Source organism: Micromonospora sp. DT229, from assembly GCF_049844505.1.
Classification (GTDB): domain Bacteria; phylum Actinomycetota; class Actinomycetes; order Mycobacteriales; family Micromonosporaceae; genus Micromonospora.
The window spans coordinates 227,740-248,668 of sequence record NZ_JBNCLD010000003.1; the positions used below are offsets into that span (position 1 = coordinate 227,740).

Below are 20,929 nucleotides of genomic sequence, written 5' to 3' on the forward strand. Positions count from 1 at the left end.
GTCAGGTGGCCGAGGGAGTCGCGCAGCGCGACTGCGAGGGCGGTGGCCTGGTCGAGGCTGGTCAGTGTGGTGGGCAGGTGGATGATCCAGCCGGGTGCGCTCATCTCGAACCGCGACCGTGGTGGCGGTGGGCGGCCTGGCGGGACTGCCACTGTCGTAGTGCCTGCCGGATGCGTTCGGCTTCGGTGTTGGCGGTGGTCAGTTCGCGGTGCAGACGTTCCATCTCCTCGGCGAGCCGGTTGAGGTAGGCGTACACCTGGGTGGGGTCGAGGCCGCGTAGCCGGGTGTCGAAGCTGGCGGCGCGGACGTGCTGGGGGAGTGGACGTTCCCCGGACAGGTAGATCATGGGCGGGCGGCTTCCTGCTCGGCGAGCATCGTCTGGATCTGCTGGTCGGTGAGGCCGCGTTCGGCGAGGACCCGGCGGCCCCAGCGGTGCAGCCGGCAGGGGTGCGGTGCCCGGTCGTTGCGGCAGCGCGGGCCGTCCGGCCATTCTTGTGCGGCGTGCACGGTGATCGCGCGGAGCGCAAAGGTCACGTCTTCGGCGGTGATGTAGGGCGGTAGCGGAATATCGCCGAGGACATCATCGAGCGATTCCATGATCCTCCCTATTGGCTGATGGTGAGGGTGCCGGGGCGGGCGCCGGGATGAGGATTCGGGGAAGGGCGCCCGCCCCGGTGACCTGCCAGGGGGATCGGCTGGTCATCCACGATGGTCATTTCACCCTTGGCCTGGCGCAATATTTTACGAAAGAATGCGGACCAAGGGATGAGGAGCCTTACGCGACAGCAGCAGAGGAGATGACGTGGACGACTCGGGTAGCACCGTCCCGCGTAGGCAACTCGGCAGGTATTTGAGAGAACTTCGCGAAAACGCGCATGTAACGGTGGTTGCGGCCGCAAAGGAACTGGAATGGTCGACGCCGCGAATCTGGCGGTACGAAACCGGCCAGGTCCCCATGCACCCGAACGACGTGGAGGCCATGTGCCGGGTGTACGGCGCGACCCCGGAGACCATCCAGACCATGCGCGCCCTGGCCCGGGAAACCAAGGCACACGGCTGGTGGCACAGCTACGGGGAGGCCATCGAGGACTGGTTCAAGCTCTACGTCGGCCTGGAGGCCGCCGCTACCAGAATCCGCAAGTACGAGGCCGACCTGATCCCCGGCCTGTTGCAGACGGTCGAGTACATGACCGAGGTCATTGCGACTGACCACCCGCAGATGAGCGCGGCCGAACAGCAGGCCAAGGTGGATGTCCGACTGCGCAGACAACGTCTGCTGGCTCGGGCGGTGCCCCGGGCGCCGTACTACGACGTGATCCTCAGCGAGGCGGTGCTGCGCCGGCCGCTGCGTGACCTGTCAGCCATGGCCCGGCAACTCGACGCGCTGGTGGTGGCCAGCCGACAGCACAACATCAAGATCCGGGTGCTTCCGTTGGCCGCCGGGCTGTTTCGGTCGGCCTTTACGGGCACCTTCACCATGCTCGACTTTCCGACCGACGTGCGGGAGCCGGAGCCGACCACGATCTACATGGACGGTCCGTGCGGCGCGGTTTACCTTGACAAGCCGCATGAAATCCAGACCTACGAGGATGCTTGGCGCTCACTCGGCGAGCGGGCGCTCGATGTTGATGACTCCCGTGAGCTGATCACGGCGATCGCGAAGGAGATGACCCATGAAGCGTGACGGGGTGTGGCGCACGTCGTCCCGGTCGGGTGGTAGCGGTGAATGCGTTGAGGTGGCGGGGTTCGCCGATGGGGTCGGCGTACGCGACAGCAAGGACCGGCAGGGTGCGGAGCTGAGCTTCGCTGCGACGAGCTGGACCAGGTTCGTCGCCGCCACCCGCGCGGGCCGCTTCGCCCCCCGCACCTGAACTCGACGCGGCATGGTTCGGTGCTGGCGATCGCCGGCACCGAACTTGCCGAGCGGCAGGGACCAACATTCAGGCAGCGGGAATCGACGATACGGGTCAGGCGACGTTGAGGTGGATGTTCCCGATACGGGCGACGACATCGAGGTGTCCGCCGAGCCCCGCGACGTAGGCGCGGAGGGTCTCCAGGTTGGTCACTGTGCCGTTCTCGATCTGACTGATGCGTGCCTGCGACAATCCCGCAGCCTCGGCGAGTTGGGCTTGGGTCATGCCGAGCTGCTTCCGGATCTCGGCCAGCTGCGCGCCACTGACCGAGGCGAGCATTTGCTCCCGCATTCGGGTGCGCCGAGCGACCCGTTCGTCGGTGTCCCACTCGGGATCGACGGCTCGGGCCTTGTCCTTCACGTCGCGCCAGTTCCTTGCCTCGCTCATCGCTGCTCTTCCTTCAGCCTTGTCAGATGCTCCTCGAAGCGGGCATCGGCCGTCGCTATGGCGCTTTGGTACCAGCTTTGCCACTGTCCAGACTTGTCGCCAGCGACGAGGACTACTGCCTCCCGGATCGGATCAAACGCGAAGATTATCCGGACCTCGGTGGAACCTGCCGAACCCGGTCGCAGTTCCTTCATGTGGTGGAACATGCTGCCCTTCAAGCGGTCCACCAGCGGGCGGCCCAACGCCGGGCCGTGCTCGACGAGTAGGTCGACAGCCTCGGAGACTAGGTCGGCGGTGGTGGGGTCGGTGCGGCAGAGGTCGAGGAACCATGCCTCGACCTCGGGGTGCAATCTAACTTCCCACACGCCGGAAGTATAAGTCTGGCTTATTGCCTTGGTGTAGCGCCGCTGGACGGTCTTTGCACCGGGGCGGACAGGTTGTGCGATGGCGTGCGGTGCGGGCTGTGCTGGCTAGGCTGCGTTGAGCAAGATGTTCCGCTGAGGGGGCGAGCCCGGATGGCCCAGGCTGCGTACGCGCCCGAACCCGCGTCGGACGCCGACGCCGACGACCGGCCTGCCGGGCCGTCGTTCGACGTGCTGCGGTGGCACGACGAGCCCGTGGACCGCTCAGCTCGCCCTCGACCTGTTGCCGGAGACCAACGGCCCCAAGGTTGAGGTCCTCAGCGGAAGCGTGATCGTGACACCCGACGCCGGTATCGACCATCAGTCGGTCGAACGTGAACTGCCGTACCTGCTGCACCGTGCCGCCCACCGGGCCGGGCTCTGGGTCTATCCGAAGATCAACATCGTCTCCGGCAAGGACCTCTTCATGCCCGATATCGCGGTGTTGACCAGGTCGGGTGGTGGCCGCTCAGCCGTCGACATCGCCACGGCGGTGCTGCTCGGCGAGATCGGGTCTCCGGGTAACCGGCGCAAGGACGTCATCGACCGGCCGCGCGAGTACGCTGCCGCCGGAGTGCCGTTCTTCCTGCGGGTGGACCTACGCAACCGGGTGCCCACCATCGCTCTGCTCGAACTGGTCGACGGCGAGTACCGGCCGTTGGCGGCAGCCGCCGCCGGCACGACCTTCGTGATGAACCGGCCGTTCGCCTTCTCGGTCGACCCGGCGGAGCTGCTCGACGACGAGGAGCCGCAGGAGGTAGACCAGCCCTGAGCTGACTTGCCCGCCCCTGGTAGCTCGTTGTTAACAAGGGGCCCTTCCTCTACCGCAGGCGTTAATAAGGTGCCCTTCCTTCTCGCCCAGCGGGCGTGGGGAAGAATGGGCGGCGTGAGTTCCCCCCGCGATCTTGTGCTGTTGGGTTCTACCGGGTCGATCGGTACCCAGGCCATCGACATCGTGCGGCGCAACCCGGACCGGTTCCGGGTGGTGGCGCTGGGTGCCGGTGGCGGCAATGTAGGGCTGCTCGCCGCCCAGGCCCTCGAACTCGGTGTCGAGGCGGTCGGGGTGGCCAAGGCCTCCGCCGCCCAGGACCTCCAGTTGGCCTTCTACGCCGAGGCGAGTCGGCGGGGCTGGGCCAGCGGCGAGTTCAAACTGCCCAAGATCGTGGCCGGGCCGGACGCGATGACCGAGTTGGCGCAGTGGCCCTGTGACGTCGTACTCAACGGGGTGGTGGGATCCCTCGGGCTGGCGCCGACCCTGGCCGCGCTGCGCGCCGGGCGTACCCTCGCGTTGGCCAACAAGGAGTCCCTCGTTGCCGGCGGCTCGCTGGTCAAGGCCGCGGTGACCCGGCCGGAGCAGATCGTGCCGGTGGATTCGGAGCACACCGCCCTCGCCCAGTGCCTGCGCTCCGGCACCCGGGCCGAGGTGCGCCGGCTGATCGTCACCGCCAGTGGTGGGCCGTTCCGGGGCAGGCGGCGCGACGAGTTGACCTCCGTCACGCCGGAGCAGGCCCTGGCGCACCCGACCTGGAACATGGGGCCGGTCATCACGATCAACTCGGCGACCATGGTCAACAAGGCGCTGGAGGTGATCGAGGCGCACGAGCTGTTCGACGTGCCGTACGCCGACATCACCGTGATGATCCATCCGACCTCGGTGATCCACTCGATGGTGGAGTTCGTCGACGGTTCCACGATCGCCCAGGCCAGCCCGCCGGACATGCGGCTGCCGATCGCCCTCGGCCTCGGCTGGCCGGACCGGGTGCCGGACGCCGCCGCCGCGGTCGACTGGACGACCAGTCACACCTGGGAGTTCGCGCCCCTGGACGACGAGGCGTTCCCGGCGGTGGCCCTGGCCAAGGCGGCCGGGGAGGCCGGGCGCTGCCGGCCGGCGATCTACAACGCGGCCAACGAGGAGTGCGTGGCGGCCTTCGTGGCCGGGCGACTGCCCTTCCTCGGCATCGTCGACACGCTACAGCGGGTGCTGGAGGGGGCTCCCGACTTCGGTGAACCGGGTACCGTCGAGGACGTACTCGAAGCCGAGTCGTGGGCCCGCGCGCACGCGCAGGAGATCATCGCTGCTGCGGTGGAAGGAGCTTGATGTCGTTCGCGTTCGGGGTGGCGCTGTTCGCCCTCGGCATCCTGGTTTCGGTCAGCCTGCACGAGGCCGGCCACATGCTCACCGCCAAGGCCTTCGGCATGAAGGTCACCCGCTACTTCGTCGGCTTCGGCCCGACCATCTTCTCCTTCAAGCGGGGCGAGACCGAGTACGGCCTCAAGGGCATCCCGCTCGGCGGCTTCTGCAAGATCGTCGGGATGACCCCGCAGGACGACGACGTCGAGCCCGGTGACGAGAAGCGGGCCATGTGGCGCTACCCGGTGTGGAAGCGGACCATCGTGATGTCCGCCGGGTCGATCACCCACTTCGGGTTGGCGATCTTCGCGGCCTGGCTGGCGGCGATGACCTTCGGCCTGCCCAACCCGGACTTCCCGCGCGACGAGCAGCAGATCCGGGCCGAGCCCGCGGTGATCGCCATCCAGGACTGCGTCCTGCCGGACACCACCTACCGGGAGTGCGCCGCAGGTGACGCGGCCAGCCCCGCCGGGGCGGCCGGGCTGCGCAACGGCGACCGGATCACCTCGATCAACGGCACCCCGATCAACAACTACGGCGAGCTGCTGACCACCCTGCGGGCCACCACCCCGGGCAGCACCGCCACCATCGGGTACGAGCGGGACGGCCAGCCCGCCACCACGGAGACCACCCTGGCGACCACCAAGCGCCCGCCGATCGACAACCCGGAGGGCCCGGTCACCGAGGTCTCCGCGCTCGGCGTCGGCCTGGTCCTGAGCACCCCGGGCCTGGTCTCCTACGGTCCGGTGGAGGCAGTCGGCGCGACCAGCACCTTCATGGGCGACATGGCGGTGGCCACCGCCCAGGCGTTGCAGCGCCTGCCGGAGAAGATTCCCGCCCTGTGGACCGCCATCACCGGCGGGGAACGCGACATCGACACCCCGATCAGCGTGGTCGGCGCCAGCGTGCTCGGCGGCGAGGCGGTAGCCAACAACGCCTGGGAAATCTTCATCATGCTGTTCATCTCACTGAACTTCTTCATCGGGGTGTTCAACCTGCTGCCGCTGCTGCCCCTGGACGGCGGCCACATCGCCATCGCCTGGTTCGAGCGGGCCCGCTCCTGGGTGTACGCCCTGCTGCGCCGCCCCGACCCGGGCCGCGTCGACTACTTCAAGCTGATGCCCTTCACGTACGTGGTGATCCTGATCGGTGGGGTGTTCACCCTGCTCACGATCACCGCGGACGTCGTCAACCCGATCACCCTCTTCCCAAGGTGAGTGCCTGAAGTGACCGCTGTCAGCCTCGGTATGCCCGCCGTACCGCCGCCGCCGCTGGCCCCCCGCCGGGCCAGTCGCCAGATCATGGTCGGTTCGGTGCCGGTCGGTGGGGGTGCCCCGGTCTCCGTGCAGTCGATGACCACCACCCTGACCGCCGACGTCAACGCCACTCTCCAGCAGATCGCCGAGCTGACCGCCTCCGGCTGCCAGATCGTCCGGGTCGCGGTGCCCAGCCAGGACGACGTGGAGGCGCTGCCGGCGATCGCCCGCAAGTCGCAGATCCCGGTCATCGCCGACATCCACTTCCAGCCGAGGTACGTCTTCGCCGCGATCGACGCCGGCTGCGCGGCGGTACGGGTCAACCCGGGCAACATCCGGCAGTTCGACGACAAGGTCAAGGAGATCGCGGCAGCGGCCTCCGCCGCCGGTACGCCGATCCGGATCGGGGTCAACGCCGGTTCCCTGGACAAGCGGCTGCTCGCCAAGTACGGCAAAGCCACCGCCGAGGCGCTGGTCGAGTCGGCGCTGTGGGAGTGCTCGCTGTTCGAGGAGCACGGCTTCCGGGACATCAAGATCTCGGTCAAGCACAACGACCCGGTGGTGATGATCCGGGCCTACCGACAGCTAGCCGAGCAGTGCGACTATCCCCTGCACCTGGGGGTCACCGAGGCCGGCCCGGCCTTCCAGGGCACCATCAAGTCGGCGGTCGCCTTCGGTGCCCTGCTGGCCGAGGGGATCGGCGACACCATCCGGGTGTCCCTGTCCGCGCCGCCGGTCGAGGAGATCAAGGTCGGCAACCAGATCCTGGAGTCCCTCGGGCTGCGTGAGCGTGGCCTGGAGATCGTCTCCTGCCCCTCCTGCGGGCGGGCCCAGGTGGACGTCTACAAGCTCGCCGAGGAGGTCACCGCCGGTCTGGAAGGGCTGCCGGTGCCGCTGCGGGTGGCCGTGATGGGCTGTGTCGTCAACGGTCCCGGCGAGGCCCGCGAGGCCGACCTGGGTGTCGCCTCCGGCAACGGCAAGGGGCAGATCTTCGTCAAGGGTCAGGTCATCAAGACCGTGCCCGAGGGGCAGATCGTGGAGACCCTCATCGAGGAGGCGCTGCGGCTGGCCGACGAGATGGGCGCCGAACTGCCCGAGGAACTGCGCGGCCTGCTCCCCGGCGCCACCGTCAGCGTCCACTGACCCACCCCACCCCCTGACGTCCCCGCAGGGGCGTCCTCATGATCGTGCTCGATGTGGGATCGAGTGGCTATTCGTCGTGAGAAGGCCACTCGATCCCACATCGAGCTTGCGTCTGGACTGCGGTGTCGGCGGTGGGGTGAGCAGGCGGTCGGCGGTGAGCCCGTCGGGGGTCACTCGGATTCGGCGAGGATGGCGTACAGCTTGCGGCGGGTCTCGTCGAGCACCTGGGCGGCGCGTTCCCGCTGGTCGTCGGTGCCGGTCAGCATCACCTGCCGGAGGGCCTGCATCGCCTGCGTGCCCGCGTGCCGGATGTCGTGCCAACTGTTGACGGTGTCCTCGGCGACCTCCGCCCAGGGTGGTGTCTGGGCCGCCGTCTCGGCCTCGGCGCGCCCCTGTTCGGTGAGGGTGAACCGTTTCCGGCCGCCACCGGACTCCTCGGTGGCGATGATGATCCCCTCGTCCTCCAGGAGTTGCAGGGTCGGGTAGATCGACCCGGGGCTGGGTCGCCAGGCCCCGCCGGTGCGGGAGTCGATCTCCTGGATCATCTCGTAGCCGTGCATCGGACGTTCCACCAGCAGGGCCAGCACGGCGTTGCGGACGTTCGGCCGGCGTCCCCGGCCACGTCCCCGTCCGCCCCGGCCGTGGCCGTGGCCGTGACCAGGCGAGCCGGGCGGGAAGGGCGGGAAGCCCGAGCCGGGCGGGAAGGGCGGGAAGCCGAAGCCCCGCATCCGGGCCTCGGATGACCAAGGTCCGCGTCGATGGAATCTCATCGGGATCACCTCTCTCAGAATCTATCGCTGATGCATCGACGATATATCGGCAACGCAACGGCGACAACTCGTGAGGCACTCAACGGAACGTTCCGTGCCCGCAGCGCTGCCGAGGGTGCTCATGGCGGTTACCGTCCGCCAACACGACTCGGACTGATCTGGCAGGCTGGTAACCGTGCTGACGGCGCCGGTGCGGCAACTGGGGGAGTCGGAGCGTCGTGCGGTCGAACGGCTGCTCGACCTCGACCCGTACGCGGGCGCGCAGGTCGCCGAGCGGGTCGCCGCGCGTGGGCTGGCCTGGTGGCGGGCCGAGGGACGGGTGCTCGGGTACGGCTCCCGTCGGCAGCTCGAATCGGTCTGCTGGCTGGGCGGCAACCTGACCCCGGTGCTGGCCACCCGACAGGCCACGGCCGCCTTCGCCGACCTGCTCGCCGGTGAGGGCCGGATCTGTTCCTCCATCGTGGGTCGGGCCGACGCGGTGCTGGAGTTGTGGGACCGCCTCTGCGACACCTGGGGACCGGCCCGGGACGTACGCCCCAACCAGCCGTTGCTGGTCACGGAGGCTATGCCGACCGTCCCGGCCGACCCGCACGTACGCCTGGTCCGGGGCGCCGAACTCGACCTGCTCTTTCCGGCGGCGGTGGCGATGTACACCGAGGAGGTCGGGGTCTCGCCGCTGGCCGAGGACGCCGGGCGCGGGTACCGCCGCCGGGTCACCGACCTGATCCGGGCCAATCGGGCGTACGCCCGGTTCGTCGACGGTCGGGTGGTCTTCAAAGCCGAACTCGCGGTCGTCACCCGGCACACCGCGCAGATCCAGGGGGTCTGGGTGGCGCCGGAGTGGCGCGGTCGGGGCATCGCCACCGCGGCGATGGCGGCGGTGGTACGCGACGCGCTGCACCGGGTGGCCCCGACGGTCAGCCTGTACGTCAACGACTTCAACCAGCCCGCCCGGCGGGTCTACGAGCGGTGCGGGTTCCGCCCGGTCGGCACCCTGGCCACCGTGTTGTTCTGACGGCGCGGCGAGAGTTGCCCAGCTCACCAGTACCGCTGTGAGGTGGCCCGGATAACGCAAAAATGGGTTGAATCCGGCTGGTCATCCATCGGAGGCTGGAGCCTCCGTTCAGCACACCGGAGGGCCTGACCCGTGCGACTGCTTCGTGATCTGTGGGTCACCTCTCCCCGTCGGATGACCCTGGTGGTCGTCCTGATCGTGCTCGGCGGCGTGGGTCAGGCGGCCACGGCCGCGCTGGCCGGGCCGGTGCTGGTGAACCGGTCCGTCGGCTTCTTCCTGGTGTTGTCGATCGCCCTGGTGGTCGCCGTCCTCAGCGACCTGGTGGTCAGCCTGGTGATGGCCGGGGTGACCGCCGACTGGTCCGCCGACCTGCGGCGTCGGCTGTGTCGGGTGGCGTTGGGGCAGCCCGTGCCCGCCCTGGAGACCACCCCGGTGGGCGAGATGCTCGACCGCATCGACGGTGACGTCTACGACGTGGCCTCCGGGGTACGCGGCCCCGGCATCCGGCTGGCCCAGGCGTTGGCGGTGGGCCTGGTCGCCACAGTGGTCGGGCTGACGGTCTGGTGGCCGGCCGGGCTCGGCATGCTGCTGCTGACCATCCTGCTGGCGGTCACCCTGCGGCGTCCCGCGAGCCGGATCGCCCCGGCCCGGATGAAGGAGGAGGCGGCCTGGTCCGACCTGGCGGCGGTGATGGAGGAGTCCATCCACGGCCAGGACGACGTACGCACCACCCTGGCCCGCCCGTACGTGCTGCGGCTGTACGCCCGCCGGGCCTCCGAGGTGCTCCGCCGGGGCCTGCTGGTCTGGCGGATGGGCGCCCAGGTGAACACGATCGCCGCCGGGGTCACCCGGGTCGGCATCGCCCTGGTGGTGCTGGGCGGAGTGTGGGCGCTGAGCACCGGCCGGGTGGATGGTGCCCGGCTGACGGCGATCTGGCTGCTGGCCCTCTCCCTGGGCATGACTGTCGAACACGTCAGCCGGATGGTGCCCGAGGTGCAGTACGCCCTGGGCGCCTGGGGACGGGTGCAACTGCTCCAGAACGCCGAACAGGAACCCGCCGGCGGGGACCCCCCGGTCGACGGGGACCTGACCATCCGCGGCCTGACCTTCCACTACCCGGCCGGGGCGGACACCGGCCGGGGACCGGCCCTGCGCGACATCGACCTGACCTTCACCCGGGGCCGCTCGTACGCGCTCGTCGGGCGGACCGGCTCGGGCAAGTCGACCCTGGCGAAGGTGCTCACCCGGGCCGTCGAGGTGCCACCGGGCACGGTGCTGCTCGGCGGGCGGGACGTGCTCGACCTGGACGTGGAACAGCTGCGCCGGTGGATCGCGGTGGTGCCGCAGCGTACCGAGATCCTGGCCGGCACCCTCGCCGAGAACGTGGCCCTGTTCGACCCGGAACTGCTCGACGCCGCCGGGCGGGCCCTGCACGAGCTGGGCCTGGCCGGGTGGATCGCCGAACTGCCCGCCGGCCTGGACACCCGGCTCGGCGAGGGTGGGCATGTGCTGTCCGCCGGGCAGGAACAGTTGGTCGCCTTCGCCCGCATCCTGGTCCGCGACCCACATGTGGTGATCCTCGACGAGGCCACCGCCCGACTGGACCCGGTCACCGAGGCCCGGGTGCAGCAGGCCACCGCGCGGCTGCTGCGGGACCGGATCGGCATCGTCATCGCCCACCGGCTCTCCTCCGTACGGGAGTGCGACGAGGTGGTGGTGCTGGCCGACGGCGCGGTGGTGGAGGCCGCCCCGCTGGCCAGCTCGCGCCGCTTCGCCGAGCTGCTGGCCGCCAGCCACACGGGCGGGTACGGCGACGACGCCGCCCTGCTCGTCGAACCCGAGGCCGAACCCGAGGCCGCCCGGGTGCTCGGCGAACCGGCTCTGGTCGGGGCGGTGGTGACGGAGTCGGCTGGACGCGTGCTCACCGGGGCCCCCGCACCCTCCGGTGGTGCCGGATCGTCGACCCCGGGTGTCGAGCGCTCCGCCGACGATCCGGGGCCGGTCGTCGCAGCCGAATCGATCGAGCCGGTCGCGGGCCGCCAGCTCGACGGGGGTACGGCCGGGCCGGGTGTCGAACGCCGGCCGGCCTCCCGGACCCAGACCCTGCGGGAGGTCCTGCGCCTCTGCCTCAACGATCCCCGCTACGGTGTGGCGGCCATCGGGGTCTTCGCCGTACTGGCCATTCTCGGCCTGGACGGCCCGGTCCTGGCCTGGCTCTGGGCCGACGTGGTCGACGGCACCGGGGATCCCTGGCTGCCGGCGTTGGGCATCGCGGTCGGTCTGGTCGTCGCCATCCCGGCCAACTACTGGACCCACCTGTGGTTCCCGGCCTGGTTCACCCGGCAGATGCTGCGGATCAGCGCCCGCCTGGTGCACGGTCAGACCGGTCCGCGGCGGATCAGCCGACACACCCCGGCCGAGGTGGTGGCCCAGGGCGGTGACACCGAACGGGTCGTCCAACTGGCCGACAACATGCTGGACCAGACCGTCGCGGTGATCCTGCTGACCGTGATGACCCTGGTCACCGGCAGCGTGGTGCCGGGGATGTTCTTCCTCGGCACGATGGTGCTGTCCGGGCTGGCCGCCACCGGGTTCGGGCCGCGACTGGAACGGGCGGCCCGCGACACCGTCGCCGCGCGGGCGGCCTTCGCCACCGCCCTGGTGTCCAGCCTGTCGGCGGCCCGGACGATCAAGCTCGCCGGGGCCACCCGGCCGGTGCTGACCCACCTGGCCGACCTCGACACGGTCCGCAGCGACCGGCAACGTCGGGAGATCGCCGTGCAGGTGTGGGCCCGATCCACTCCGGCACTGGCCAGCGGCCTGCTGCCGATCGGGGTCTGGGCGCTGTACCTGGCCGGAAACATCTCCTCCGGAGCGGCGCTGGTCGCGGTCGCCACCCTGGGGGCGGCACGCTGGTTCGCGTGGACCACCGCATCCCTGGTCTCGCAGGTGCCGTCGGCTCGGGTGTGGACGCGCCGGACGGTCGACATGGCCGGGGTCGAGGCGTACTCGGCGCGGATTCCGGGGGTCGATCTCACGGCGGGCACCGCGCCGGCCCCACCGCAGGCTCCGCGTACGCCGCTGCGTCGGCTGGAGTTGACCGGCTTCGGGGTACGGCACACCGACGGCACCGTGGCGGTACGCGATGTCGACCTGACCGTGGCGCGTGGTCAACTCGTGCTGGTCGTCGGACCGGTCGGCTCGGGCAAGTCCTCCCTGCTGCGGGCCCTGGCCGGGATCGCCCCGCACATCGGTCGGTTGACCTGGAACGGCGATCCGGTCACCGAGCCGGAGATGTTCCTGCGCCCCAACCAGGTCGGTTACGTCGGCCAGCTGCCTCGGGTGCTCTCCGGCACGGTCGCCGACAACATCACCCTGGGGCATCCGGTCGACCCCGAGCACGCCGTGGCCACCGCTCAGCTGGAACACGACCTGGCGGCCACCGACAGTGGACTGGGGCTGCTCATCGGGCACAAGGGCACCCGGCTCTCCGGCGGGCAACTCCAGCGCCTGGCGCTGGCCCGGGCGTTGGCACCGCGTACCGAACTGCTGATCGCCGACGACATCTCCAGCGCCCTGGACGTCACCACGGAACTGGACCTGTGGCAGGCGCTACGCGAGCACGGTGTGACCGTCGTGGGGTCCACCTCCAAGCGGGCGGCGCTGGTGCGGGCCGACCATGTGCTGGTGCTCATCGGCGGGGCGGTGGCGGCCCAGGGTCCGTGGCGCGACCTGGAGCGACATTGGGGGCACCTGGCGGGCTGAGCCCGGCGGCATCCGCCGGGCCCGGCCACCCGCCATCAGGTACGGCCTCCCGTCCTCAGACCGCCCGCAGGTACTGCCGGGGCCAGGCGGCCTCGGCACCCAGCTTGGCGGCGGCCTGGTGCGGCCAGTACGGGTTGCGCAGCAGTTCCCGACCGAGCAGCACCAGGTCGGCCTCCCCCTCGGTGATGATCGCCTCGGCCTGCTCCGGCTCGACGATCAGGCCGACCGCTCCGGTGGGCACCCGCGCCTCCCGGCGGACCCGGGCGGCCAGCGGCACCTGGTAGCCCCGGCCGACCGGGATGCTGGCGTTCGGCGAGGCGCCGCCGGAGGAACAGTCGACCAGGTCGACTCCGGCGGCGGCCAACTCGGTGGCCAGCGCCACGCTGTCGTCTACGGTCCAGCCGCCCTCCACCCAGTCGGTGGCCGAGATCCGTACCAGCACCGGCATGTCCTCGCCGACGGCGGCCCGGACCGCCCGGGTGACCTCCAGGGTCAGCCGCATCCGCCCGGCCCGGTCCCCACCCCAGCCGTCGGTGCGGTGGTTGGTCAACGGTGACAGGAACTCGTGCAGCAGGTAGCCGTGTGCGGCGTGCACCTCCACGGCGGCGAAGCCCGCGGCCACGGCCCGGTCGGCCGCCACCGCGAAGGCCCGCACCACGGCGGCGATGCCGGCCTCGTCCAGGGCGGTGGGCATCCGGTACTCCGGCAGGAAGGGCTCGCCGCTGGGCCCCACCGGAGTCCATCCGCCCTCGGCGTCCGGTACCCCACCTCGGCGCGGATCCCCGGGCCGGTAGGTGGAGGCCTTGAAACCGGCGTGCGCCAGTTGCACGACCGGCACCGCCCCGTGGGCGGCCACGAACCGGGTCACCGGACGCCAGGCGTCGACCTGCCGGTCGGACCAGATTCCGGTGTCCTGAGGGCTGATCCGTCCCTCCGGCAGCACCGCGGTCGCCTCGGTCATCACCAGGCCGGCCCCACCGACCGCCCGGGTGCCCAGGTGCACCAGGTGCCAGTCGTGGGGTAGGCCGTCGGGGCCGGCACTGTACTGGCACATGGGCGCCATCGCGATCCGGTTGGGCAGGGTCACCGCGCGTAGGGTCAGGGGTGTGAACAACGCACTCATCACCCCATCCTCTCCCGGCGGTAGGTGCTATCCGGACGGCCGGCCATGGTGTGCTGGAGCACGCGCGAAGGGGTCCTGGCGACCGGCGGCTGCGGGCCCGGTGGCCAGGATCACGGCGGTGGCCACTCCCCAGGAGACGATCACCAGCAGCAGCAGGCGTTCCAGCACCCCGGCCAGCGGCCCCCGGCCGATGAACAGCATGGCCAGGGCGAGGGCACCGGCCAGGGGGAGAGCCGCCGCCAGGCTGATCCTGGCGGTTCGGCGCAGCGGGTTCGCCGCAGCCCGGGACAGCACGATCGCGATCATGGCGAGCACGGTGGCGCCGGCCGCGACGATGCTGACCGCCCCATGCACCAGGTCCGCCACGGTCGCCGCCTCGAACGGCGGCAGCGGGCAGCCGGTGCTACAGGGCACCCCAGCGGACAGGACGGTGGCCAGCGCACCCGCAACGAGCAGCAGCACCGCCACCCGCAACGCCTTGTCCGGCTGTCGCGCCGGTTGGTCGCGCCGGGCCGGGTGGTCGGGCCGCGTCGGGTGGTCGCGCCGCTGTCGGCAGATCGGGTGGCCGCCGGATCCAGCGTGGTGGAGGGCGACGGCGTGGTCGCGTAGGGCGGAGGCGAGGAGCAGCAGTGCGGCGCCGAGGGTGAACAATCCCAGCCGGTAGGTCCAGGCGTACCGGTTGCCGGCCACCCCGGCCTCGCTGACGTACCCGGCCAGGCTCGGACCGGGACCGACGACCACGGCGAGGGTCGCCGCGATCGCGCCGGCGAGTACGCAGACGGCCGCACCGGTGGCGCGGGGCTCAGCCACGTCCGTGCGGCGTCATCCAGCCGTGCAGGTCCGGGCCGAGCGGCACGACGCCACTCGGGTTGATCTCGTGGTGGGTGGCGTAGTAGTGCCGCTTGATGTGGTCGAAGTCGACGGTCTCCCCGAAACCGGGGGTGGTGAACAGATCCCGGGCGTACGCCCACAGCACCGGCATCTCGGTCAGCTTCTGCCGGTTGCACTTGAAGTGCCCGTGGTACGCCACGTCGAAGCGGACCAGGGTGGTGAACAGCCGGATGTCCGCCTCGGTGATCGTGTCGCCCATCAGGTACCGCTGGTCGGTCAGCCGCTGCGACAGCGCGTCCAGCCGGTCGAACAGGGCCCGGTACGCCTCCTCGTACGCCTGCCGGGAGGTGGCGAAACCGCACCGGTACACGCCGTTGTTGACGTCGCGGTGGATCTCGGCCATCAGCCGGTCCATCTCCGGGCGCAGCGGCACCGGGTAGAGGTCCGGGGCGTCCGGTGCGTGCAGCCGTCGCCACTCGGTGGACAGATCCAGGGTGAGCTGCGGGTAGTCGTTGGTGACCACCCGCCCGGTGTGGGTGTCGACCAGCGCCGGCACGGTGATCCGGCCGGTGTAGTCGGGGTCGGTGGCCAGGTACGCCTCGGAGAGGAAACCGATGCCCAGCACGGGGTCGAAGCCGTCCGGGTCGAGAGCGAACCGCCAGCCCCGCTCGTCCCGGATCGGATCGACCGTGCCCAGGGAGATGACCTGGTCCAGCCCCAGCAGATTGCGCACGATCAGGGCCCGGTGTGCCCAGGGGCAGGCCCGGCACCAGATCAGCCGGTACCGGCCGGGCTCCAGGGGCCACCGGCCGTGGGCGTCCGGGCCGCCACCGGGGGGTGAACTGGAATGTGGGGTGACCCGCCCGGTGAACCGGTTGGATTGGCGGATGAAGGCACCGGCCTGGCTGGTCTCCGCGTCGAACTGGGCTCTTGCCATGCCGACAAACCTATCCGGCCCGGTCGGCGATATCCTGGCGGCCGAAGCTGCCCTTGATCCGGTGGCTGCTTCCTACCCCCGCCTTCCCACCCCCGAAGGATCTGCGATGACGGTGGCATACCTGGTGGCCGGTGTCCGCACCCCGATCGGCCGGTACGCCGGTGCGCTCGCGGGCGTACGCCCCGACGACCTGGCCGCGCACGTTATCCGTGAACTGGTCGCCCGGCACCCGTCGGTGGACTGGTCCCGGACCGACGACGTGGTGTTCGGCTGCGCCAACCAGGCCGGCGAGGACAACCGCAACGTGGCCCGGATGGCGGCGCTGCTCGGCGGGCTGCCGGAGCAGGTGTCCGGCAGCACGGTCAACCGGCTCTGCGGCTCCGGCCTCGACGCGCTGGCCTCGGCCGCGCGGGCGATCGTCGCCGGGGAGGCCGACCTGGTCGTGGCCGGCGGGGTGGAGAGCATGAGTCGGGCACCCTTCGTCATGCCGAAGGCCACCAGCGCCTTCTCCCGCGCCGCCGAGGTGTACGACACCACTATCGGTTGGCGGCTGGTCAACCCGCTGATGGAGCAGGGCTGGGGGGTCGACTCGATGCCGGAGACGGCGGAAAACGTCGCTGTCGAGTTCGGGGTGGACCGGCTGGCCCAGGACGAGTTCGCGTACCGCTCGCAGCTGCGTGCCGCCAAGGCGCAGGCCGACGGCCGACTGGCCGAGGAGATCGTGCCGGTGACCGTGCCGGCCGGTCGGCGGGAGACCCGGCTGGTCGGGCTGGACGAGCACCCCCGGCAGACCTCGATGGAGAAGCTGGGCGCGCTGCCCACCCCCTTCCGTACCGGCGGCACGGTGACCGCCGGCAACTCCTCCGGGGTCAACGACGGTGCGGTGGCGCTGCTGGTCGCCTCGCAGCGGGCCGTCGAGGAGTACGGTCTCACTCCGCTGGCCCGGGTGGTCGGCACGGCGACCGCCGGGGTGCCTCCACGGATCATGGGTATCGGTCCGGTGCCGGCGACCCAGCGGTTGCTTGAGCGCCAGGGCCTGACCGTGGCCGACCTGGACGTGATCGAGTTGAACGAGGCGTTCGCCGCCCAGGCCGTGGCGGTGCTGCGGGAGTTGGGGCTGTCCGAGGACGCCGAGCACGTCAACCCCAACGGTGGCGCCATCGCGCTGGGTCACCCCCTGGGTGCCAGCGGGGCCCGGCTCGCGCTGACGGCCGCCCTGGAGCTGCGTCGTCGCGGCGGCCGGCGGGCCCTGGCCACCATGTGCGTGGGCGTGGGGCAGGGCATCGCCCTGCTGCTGGAAGCCGCCTGACCCGCCGCCTGACCCCGCCCGGGTGCATCCCGGGCGGGTCAGGGTCCGCCGGCGACAAAGAGCGTTGTGGATCTCCCAGGGTGTGCCGCGCGGCCCTAGAGTAGTCAGCGTCACTTGATCCGTGGCGAGGACTTGGGGTAACCAGTGCAGCAGCCGGACGGACCACCCATCGAGATCGACCTCTCCCGGCCCAGTGCGGCCCGGGTGTACGACTACTTCCTGGGCGGCGCCCACAATTTCGAGATCGACCGACAGCTGGCCGATCAGATAGCGGCCATGACCCCGAACCTGCCGGCCACCATGCGGGCGGGTCGGGAGTTCCTGCGCCGGGCCGTACGGGTGCTGCTCGACGCCGGCATCGACCAGTTCCTCGACATCGGCTCGGGCATCCCCACTGTCGGCAACGTGCACGAGGTCGCCCAGGCCGCCAACCCGAAGGCCCGGGTGGTGTATGTCGACATCGACCCGGTGGCGGTGGCCCACAGTCGGGAGTTGCTGGCCGACAACGAGCTGACCGGGGTCATCCACGCCGACCTGCGCGAGCCGGAGCGGATCCTGGCCGAGGCAGGCAGGTTGCAGCTGCTCGACTTCGGTCGACCGATGGGCATCCTGCTGGCCGGAGTGGTGCACTTCGTTCCCGACGCCGACCGTCCCGCCGACATCCTGGCCACCCTGCGTGCCGCCGCCGCACCCGGCAGCCACCTGGTGATCTCGCACTCCACCTTCGAGGACCAGCCTCAGGAGATGCTGGACGCGCAGCGGCTTTCCGCGCGGACCAGCACCGAGATCACCCTCCGCTCCCGGGCGGAGATCACCGGCTTCTTCGGTGACTGGACGATCCTCGAACCGGGTGTGGTGCACATGGAGTTGTGGCGCCCGGACTCACCCGCCGAGGTCGTGGCCGAGGCGCAGCGCTTCGGCGCCTTCGGTGCGGTGGCCCGCCACGACCGCACCGCAAAGTGATCTGATGTCGGCCGTCGACGCCGGCGGAGGGCGTGCCGTCGACCCGGTCGGTGCGCAGAGCTACGCGAGCGAGTGGGCACAGGAGGTACGCCGCCAGGGCTTCATGCCGATGAGCGCGGCCGACACCCAGCGGCTGCTGCTGTCGTACACCCTGCGGCTGGCCGAGGCGTTGCTGGCGGCCGAGGAGGTGGCCTCGGCGGTGGCGGAGGAGGTCGGCCAGGCCCTGGTGGAGGCGCACCTGACCGAGCCGGGGGTCATCGAGTGGGCGGTGCGTTCGGTCGCGGACCGGCTGCCCGACCAGGTGCTGGGCGGGGCGACCGGGCTCGACGACCGGATCGCGGCGATGCAGGGTGGCCTGGCGGCCGGCTTCGCCCGGGCACTGCGCAACCGCACCTTCGTGCAGCAGGAGCGGATCGCACGGTCGGCCTGGCAGGCCCGCGACAACGTCGAGCAGGCGTTGCGGGACAGTGAGGCCCGATTCCGGGCGGTCTTCCGGGGTGCGGCCATCGGCATCGGCATCGCCGACGTGGACGGGCAGATCATCGACGTCAACCAGCCCTTCGCCGACATGCTCGGCTATTCCATCGAGGAACTGCGGCGCCTCAACGTGGCGGAACTGTTCCACCGCGACGACGCACCCGACATGTGGGAGTTGTACCGGGAACTGGTCGAGGGCAAGCATGACGCCGTCCGGGTGGAGAAGCGCTACCACCGCAAGGACGGCAGCTCCGTCTGGACGGACCTGGCGGTCTCCCTGATCCGGCACGAGGACGGCCGCCCCCGGTTCACCGTCGCGGTGGCGGAGGACATCACTCAGCGCTACGAACTCCAACGTCGACTGCGGTTCCAGGCGCTGCACGACCCCCTCACCGAACTACCCAACCGGACCCTGTTCTTCGAGACCCTGAGCCGCCTGCTGGACACCTCGGGCCGGGTCGGGGTCTGCTTTCTCGACCTGGACGGCTTCAAGGCGATCAACGACAGCCTCGGGCACGACCTCGGCGACCGGCTGCTCATGACGATCGCCCGGCGGCTGGCCGGATGTGTGGCCGAGCACGGCTACCTGGTCGCCCGGATGGGCGGGGACGAATTCGTCATCCTGGTCGACGGGGACGCCGGTGTCGACGACATGATCGCGGTGGCCGAGCTGGCACTGGCCGCGGTCGCCGCCCCGGTGTTCATCGACGACCAGCAACTGATGGTCTCGGCAAGCGTCGGCATCGTCGGCTCGGACCTGGTCGGCACCAGCCCCTCCGAGCTGATGAAGGCCGCCGACACCACCCTGTACTGGGCCAAGGAGCAGGGTCGGGGCCGCTGGGCGGTGTACGACCCGGAGCGCAGTGCCCGGGACATCGCCCGCTCAGCCCTGGTCGCCGGACTTCCGGTGGCGCTGGACCGGGACGAGTTCGTGTTGCACTACCAGCCGATCGTTTCGCTGCTGGACGGTCGGATGCTGGCGGTCGAGGCGCTGGTCCGCTGGCAGCACCCCGAGCTGGGTCTGATCGGCCCGGACATGTTCATCGGGTTGGCCGAGGAGACCGGCCTGATCGTCCGGCTGGGGGAGTGGGTGCTGCGGCAGGCGTGCCGGGACGCCTACCGGTGGCATGTCGACTTCCCCGAGGCGCGGCTGGTGGTCAGCGTCAACCTGGCGGCCCGGCAGGCCGACGCTCCGGTGATCGTGGACACGGTGGCGGACGCCCTGGCCAGCAGCGGACTGCCGGCGGACCTGCTGCAACTGGAGTTGACCGAGAGCGCCGTGATGGGCTCCGGCGGTGAGCCGTTGCGGACCCTGCACCGGTTGGCCGCCCTCGGGGTCCGGCTGGCCGTCGACGACTTCGGTACCGGCTACTCGAACCTGGCGTACCTGCGGCGGCTGCCGATCACCTGCCTGAAACTGGCCGCCCCCTTCGTCGAGGGCATCCGGGGTGACGAGCCGGACGCCGCCGACCACCGTGACGAACGCATCGTCGACGCCCTGGTGCGGTTGGCCCACGCCCTGGAACTCTGGGTGACCGCCGAGGCGGTGGAGACCGAGGCCCAGGCCGAACGGCTGCGGGCGCTACGCTGCGACTCCGCGCAGGGCCGCCTGTTCGGCTGCCCGGCACCCGCCGAGACCATCTCCACCCGCCTGGCCGGCGGGTAAATAACGCGATCGGAGGGGAGCCGGCGTGAGCCTGACAGAAACCGGCGCTCTGATATCGGTGATCACCGCGCTGGCCATCCTCGCCGGACTGGCCGGGGTGGTGGTGCCCGGCCTGCCGGCCCTGCCGCTGTGCTGGGGCGGCGTACTCGTGTGGGCACTGTTCGGGGAGGCCGGCGCCGGCCGCTGGTTGGTACTTGCGGCGGCCACCGTGGTGGCCCTGGGCGGCACCGTGGTCAAGTACGCCTGGCCCGGCCGCAACCTCAAACGGGCCGGGGTACCCACGGCCACCCTGCTGGTCGGGGCCCTGCTCGGTCTGGTCGGCTTCTTCGTCATCCCGGTCGTCGGGCTGGTCATCGGCTTCGTCGGCGGCATCTTCCTGATGGAACGACTGCGGCTGGGCGACACCGGGCTGGCCTGGCCCGCCACCAAACAGGCCGTCGCCGCGGCGGGCCTGGCGATGCTGATCGAGTTCCTGGCCGGGGTGGTGATCGGCGCACTCTGGGTGGCCGGTCTGGTCATGGCCTGAGCGTCGGACTATTGAGGACCGAGGCGGCGCGGGGCGGGTGTCAGGGTAGGGCGCTACGCCGTACCCGAGAGAGAGGTGACGTTCCCCGCGCCGCCGCGGCTGCCGGGCGTGCCGAGCGCCCGGGTCGGCCCGTCGCGATCGGGCCTGGTCACAAGCCCAAGAATGGGGTACGCCGCAGCACTCGGCAACGCAATTGTGTGGCCCCTCAGCGTCCGGAGGTGCCACCGAGGACGCCGCGCTGCTGGAACTGATGTTCGCCACCCTGACCAACGGCAACCTGGTCCCGCCGGGACTGGCCGCGGGTCTCGTGGACAGG

The 20,929-nt window shown here is 70.8% G+C and carries 20 protein-coding genes; 12 read left to right on the forward strand and 8 right to left on the reverse strand.

From position 1 onward, the window contains the following. Positions 1-100: 100 nt before the first annotated feature. Positions 101-346 (reverse strand): DivIVA domain-containing protein, encoded by a 246-nt coding sequence (locus ACLQ2T_RS06545; protein ID WP_425765066.1) that lies wholly within the window; start codon positions 344-346, stop codon positions 101-103. Then, entirely contained in the window at positions 343-597 is a 255-nt protein-coding gene (locus tag ACLQ2T_RS06550; RefSeq protein ID WP_425765067.1) for a hypothetical protein, read from the reverse strand. Before ACLQ2T_RS06550 ends, ACLQ2T_RS06545 begins: the two co-directional genes overlap by 4 nt. 205 nt (positions 598-802) lie before the next feature. On the opposite strand from ACLQ2T_RS06550, the gene ACLQ2T_RS06555 reads away from it, so the two are divergent. Both ACLQ2T_RS06555 and ACLQ2T_RS06560 read left to right on the forward strand, forming a co-directional pair. Beyond that, the gene (locus ACLQ2T_RS06555) at positions 803-1,684 is read left to right on the forward strand and encodes a helix-turn-helix domain-containing protein (RefSeq protein WP_425765068.1); all 882 of its coding nucleotides are present in this window, start codon (positions 803-805) and stop codon (positions 1,682-1,684) included. Between the two features lie 4 nt (positions 1,685-1,688). Beyond that, positions 1,689-1,871, forward strand: a complete 183-nt coding sequence (locus tag ACLQ2T_RS06560; protein WP_425765232.1) for a DUF397 domain-containing protein — start codon at positions 1,689-1,691, stop codon at positions 1,869-1,871. Between the two features lie 96 nt (positions 1,872-1,967). Here ACLQ2T_RS06560 and ACLQ2T_RS06565 read toward each other — a convergent pair whose 3' ends face one another. Next, positions 1,968-2,300 carry a helix-turn-helix domain-containing protein gene (locus ACLQ2T_RS06565; RefSeq protein WP_425765069.1) on the reverse strand — a complete coding sequence of 111 codons (333 nt, stop codon included), beginning with the start codon at positions 2,298-2,300 and terminating at the stop codon, positions 1,968-1,970. Next, the gene (locus ACLQ2T_RS06570; protein ID WP_425765070.1) at positions 2,297-2,665 is read right to left on the reverse strand and encodes a type II toxin-antitoxin system RelE/ParE family toxin; all 369 of its coding nucleotides are present in this window, start codon (positions 2,663-2,665) and stop codon (positions 2,297-2,299) included. The genes ACLQ2T_RS06565 and ACLQ2T_RS06570 overlap by 4 nt, the downstream gene beginning before the upstream one ends. A gap of 280 nt (positions 2,666-2,945) precedes the next feature. Here ACLQ2T_RS06570 and ACLQ2T_RS06575 point away from each other — a divergent pair, with 280 nt between their 5' ends. From ACLQ2T_RS06575 to ispG, 4 genes are all read left to right on the forward strand, one after another. Continuing rightward, positions 2,946-3,473 (forward strand): Uma2 family endonuclease, encoded by a 528-nt coding sequence (locus tag ACLQ2T_RS06575; RefSeq protein ID WP_425765071.1) that lies wholly within the window; start codon positions 2,946-2,948, stop codon positions 3,471-3,473. Between the two features lie 114 nt (positions 3,474-3,587). Then, positions 3,588-4,799, forward strand: a complete 1,212-nt coding sequence (dxr, locus tag ACLQ2T_RS06580; RefSeq protein WP_425765072.1) for a 1-deoxy-D-xylulose-5-phosphate reductoisomerase — start codon at positions 3,588-3,590, stop codon at positions 4,797-4,799. After that, entirely contained in the window at positions 4,799-6,049 is a 1,251-nt protein-coding gene (locus ACLQ2T_RS06585; RefSeq protein WP_425765073.1) for a M50 family metallopeptidase, read from the forward strand. Before dxr ends, ACLQ2T_RS06585 begins: the two co-directional genes overlap by 1 nt. Before the next feature lie 9 nt (positions 6,050-6,058). Then, on the forward strand, positions 6,059-7,231 hold the full coding sequence (gene ispG / locus ACLQ2T_RS06590; protein WP_425765074.1) for a flavodoxin-dependent (E)-4-hydroxy-3-methylbut-2-enyl-diphosphate synthase: 1,173 nt from the start codon (positions 6,059-6,061) through the stop codon (positions 7,229-7,231). 170 nt (positions 7,232-7,401) lie between these two features. Here ispG and ACLQ2T_RS06595 read toward each other — a convergent pair whose 3' ends face one another. Next, positions 7,402-8,001, reverse strand: a complete 600-nt coding sequence (locus ACLQ2T_RS06595) for a PadR family transcriptional regulator (RefSeq protein ID WP_425765075.1) — start codon at positions 7,999-8,001, stop codon at positions 7,402-7,404. A 175-nt stretch (positions 8,002-8,176) separates the two neighbouring features. Between ACLQ2T_RS06595 and ACLQ2T_RS06600 the strand changes: the two genes are divergently transcribed. Both ACLQ2T_RS06600 and ACLQ2T_RS06605 read left to right on the forward strand, forming a co-directional pair. Next, positions 8,177-9,016 carry a GNAT family N-acetyltransferase gene (locus ACLQ2T_RS06600; RefSeq protein WP_425765076.1) on the forward strand — a complete coding sequence of 280 codons (840 nt, stop codon included), beginning with the start codon at positions 8,177-8,179 and terminating at the stop codon, positions 9,014-9,016. Positions 9,017-9,148: 132 nt separating this feature from the next. Further along, positions 9,149-12,781, forward strand: a complete 3,633-nt coding sequence (locus tag ACLQ2T_RS06605; RefSeq protein WP_425765077.1) for an ATP-binding cassette domain-containing protein — start codon at positions 9,149-9,151, stop codon at positions 12,779-12,781. A 55-nt stretch (positions 12,782-12,836) separates the two neighbouring features. Here ACLQ2T_RS06605 and ACLQ2T_RS06610 read toward each other — a convergent pair whose 3' ends face one another. Genes ACLQ2T_RS06610 through ACLQ2T_RS06620 form a run of 3 tightly spaced genes read right to left on the reverse strand, consistent with a single transcriptional unit; the run spans position 12,837 to position 15,672 of the window. Next, positions 12,837-13,904 carry an NADH:flavin oxidoreductase/NADH oxidase gene (locus ACLQ2T_RS06610; RefSeq protein WP_425765078.1) on the reverse strand — a complete coding sequence of 356 codons (1,068 nt, stop codon included), beginning with the start codon at positions 13,902-13,904 and terminating at the stop codon, positions 12,837-12,839. Positions 13,905-13,931: 27 nt separating this feature from the next. Further along, complete coding sequence (locus ACLQ2T_RS06615) at positions 13,932-14,714, reverse strand: DUF998 domain-containing protein (RefSeq protein ID WP_425765079.1); 783 nt, start codon at positions 14,712-14,714, stop codon at positions 13,932-13,934. Then, a complete protein-coding gene (locus ACLQ2T_RS06620) occupies positions 14,707-15,672 on the reverse strand; it encodes a glutathione S-transferase family protein (RefSeq protein ID WP_425765080.1) in 966 nt (321 codons plus the stop codon). Before ACLQ2T_RS06620 ends, ACLQ2T_RS06615 begins: the two co-directional genes overlap by 8 nt. Before the next feature lie 106 nt (positions 15,673-15,778). Between ACLQ2T_RS06620 and pcaF the strand changes: the two genes are divergently transcribed. From pcaF to ACLQ2T_RS06640, 4 genes are all read left to right on the forward strand, one after another. Beyond that, on the forward strand, positions 15,779-16,981 hold the full coding sequence (gene pcaF / locus ACLQ2T_RS06625) for a 3-oxoadipyl-CoA thiolase (RefSeq protein ID WP_425765081.1): 1,203 nt from the start codon (positions 15,779-15,781) through the stop codon (positions 16,979-16,981). 144 nt (positions 16,982-17,125) lie between these two features. Next, positions 17,126-17,944 carry an SAM-dependent methyltransferase gene (locus tag ACLQ2T_RS06630; protein ID WP_425765082.1) on the forward strand — a complete coding sequence of 273 codons (819 nt, stop codon included), beginning with the start codon at positions 17,126-17,128 and terminating at the stop codon, positions 17,942-17,944. A gap of 4 nt (positions 17,945-17,948) precedes the next feature. Beyond that, positions 17,949-20,087: a putative bifunctional diguanylate cyclase/phosphodiesterase gene (locus tag ACLQ2T_RS06635; protein WP_425765083.1), complete on the forward strand. Its 2,139-nt coding sequence runs from the start codon at positions 17,949-17,951 to the stop codon at positions 20,085-20,087. A gap of 25 nt (positions 20,088-20,112) precedes the next feature. Then, positions 20,113-20,613, forward strand: a complete 501-nt coding sequence (locus tag ACLQ2T_RS06640) for a DUF456 domain-containing protein (RefSeq protein ID WP_425765084.1) — start codon at positions 20,113-20,115, stop codon at positions 20,611-20,613. Positions 20,614-20,929 lie beyond the last annotated feature (316 nt).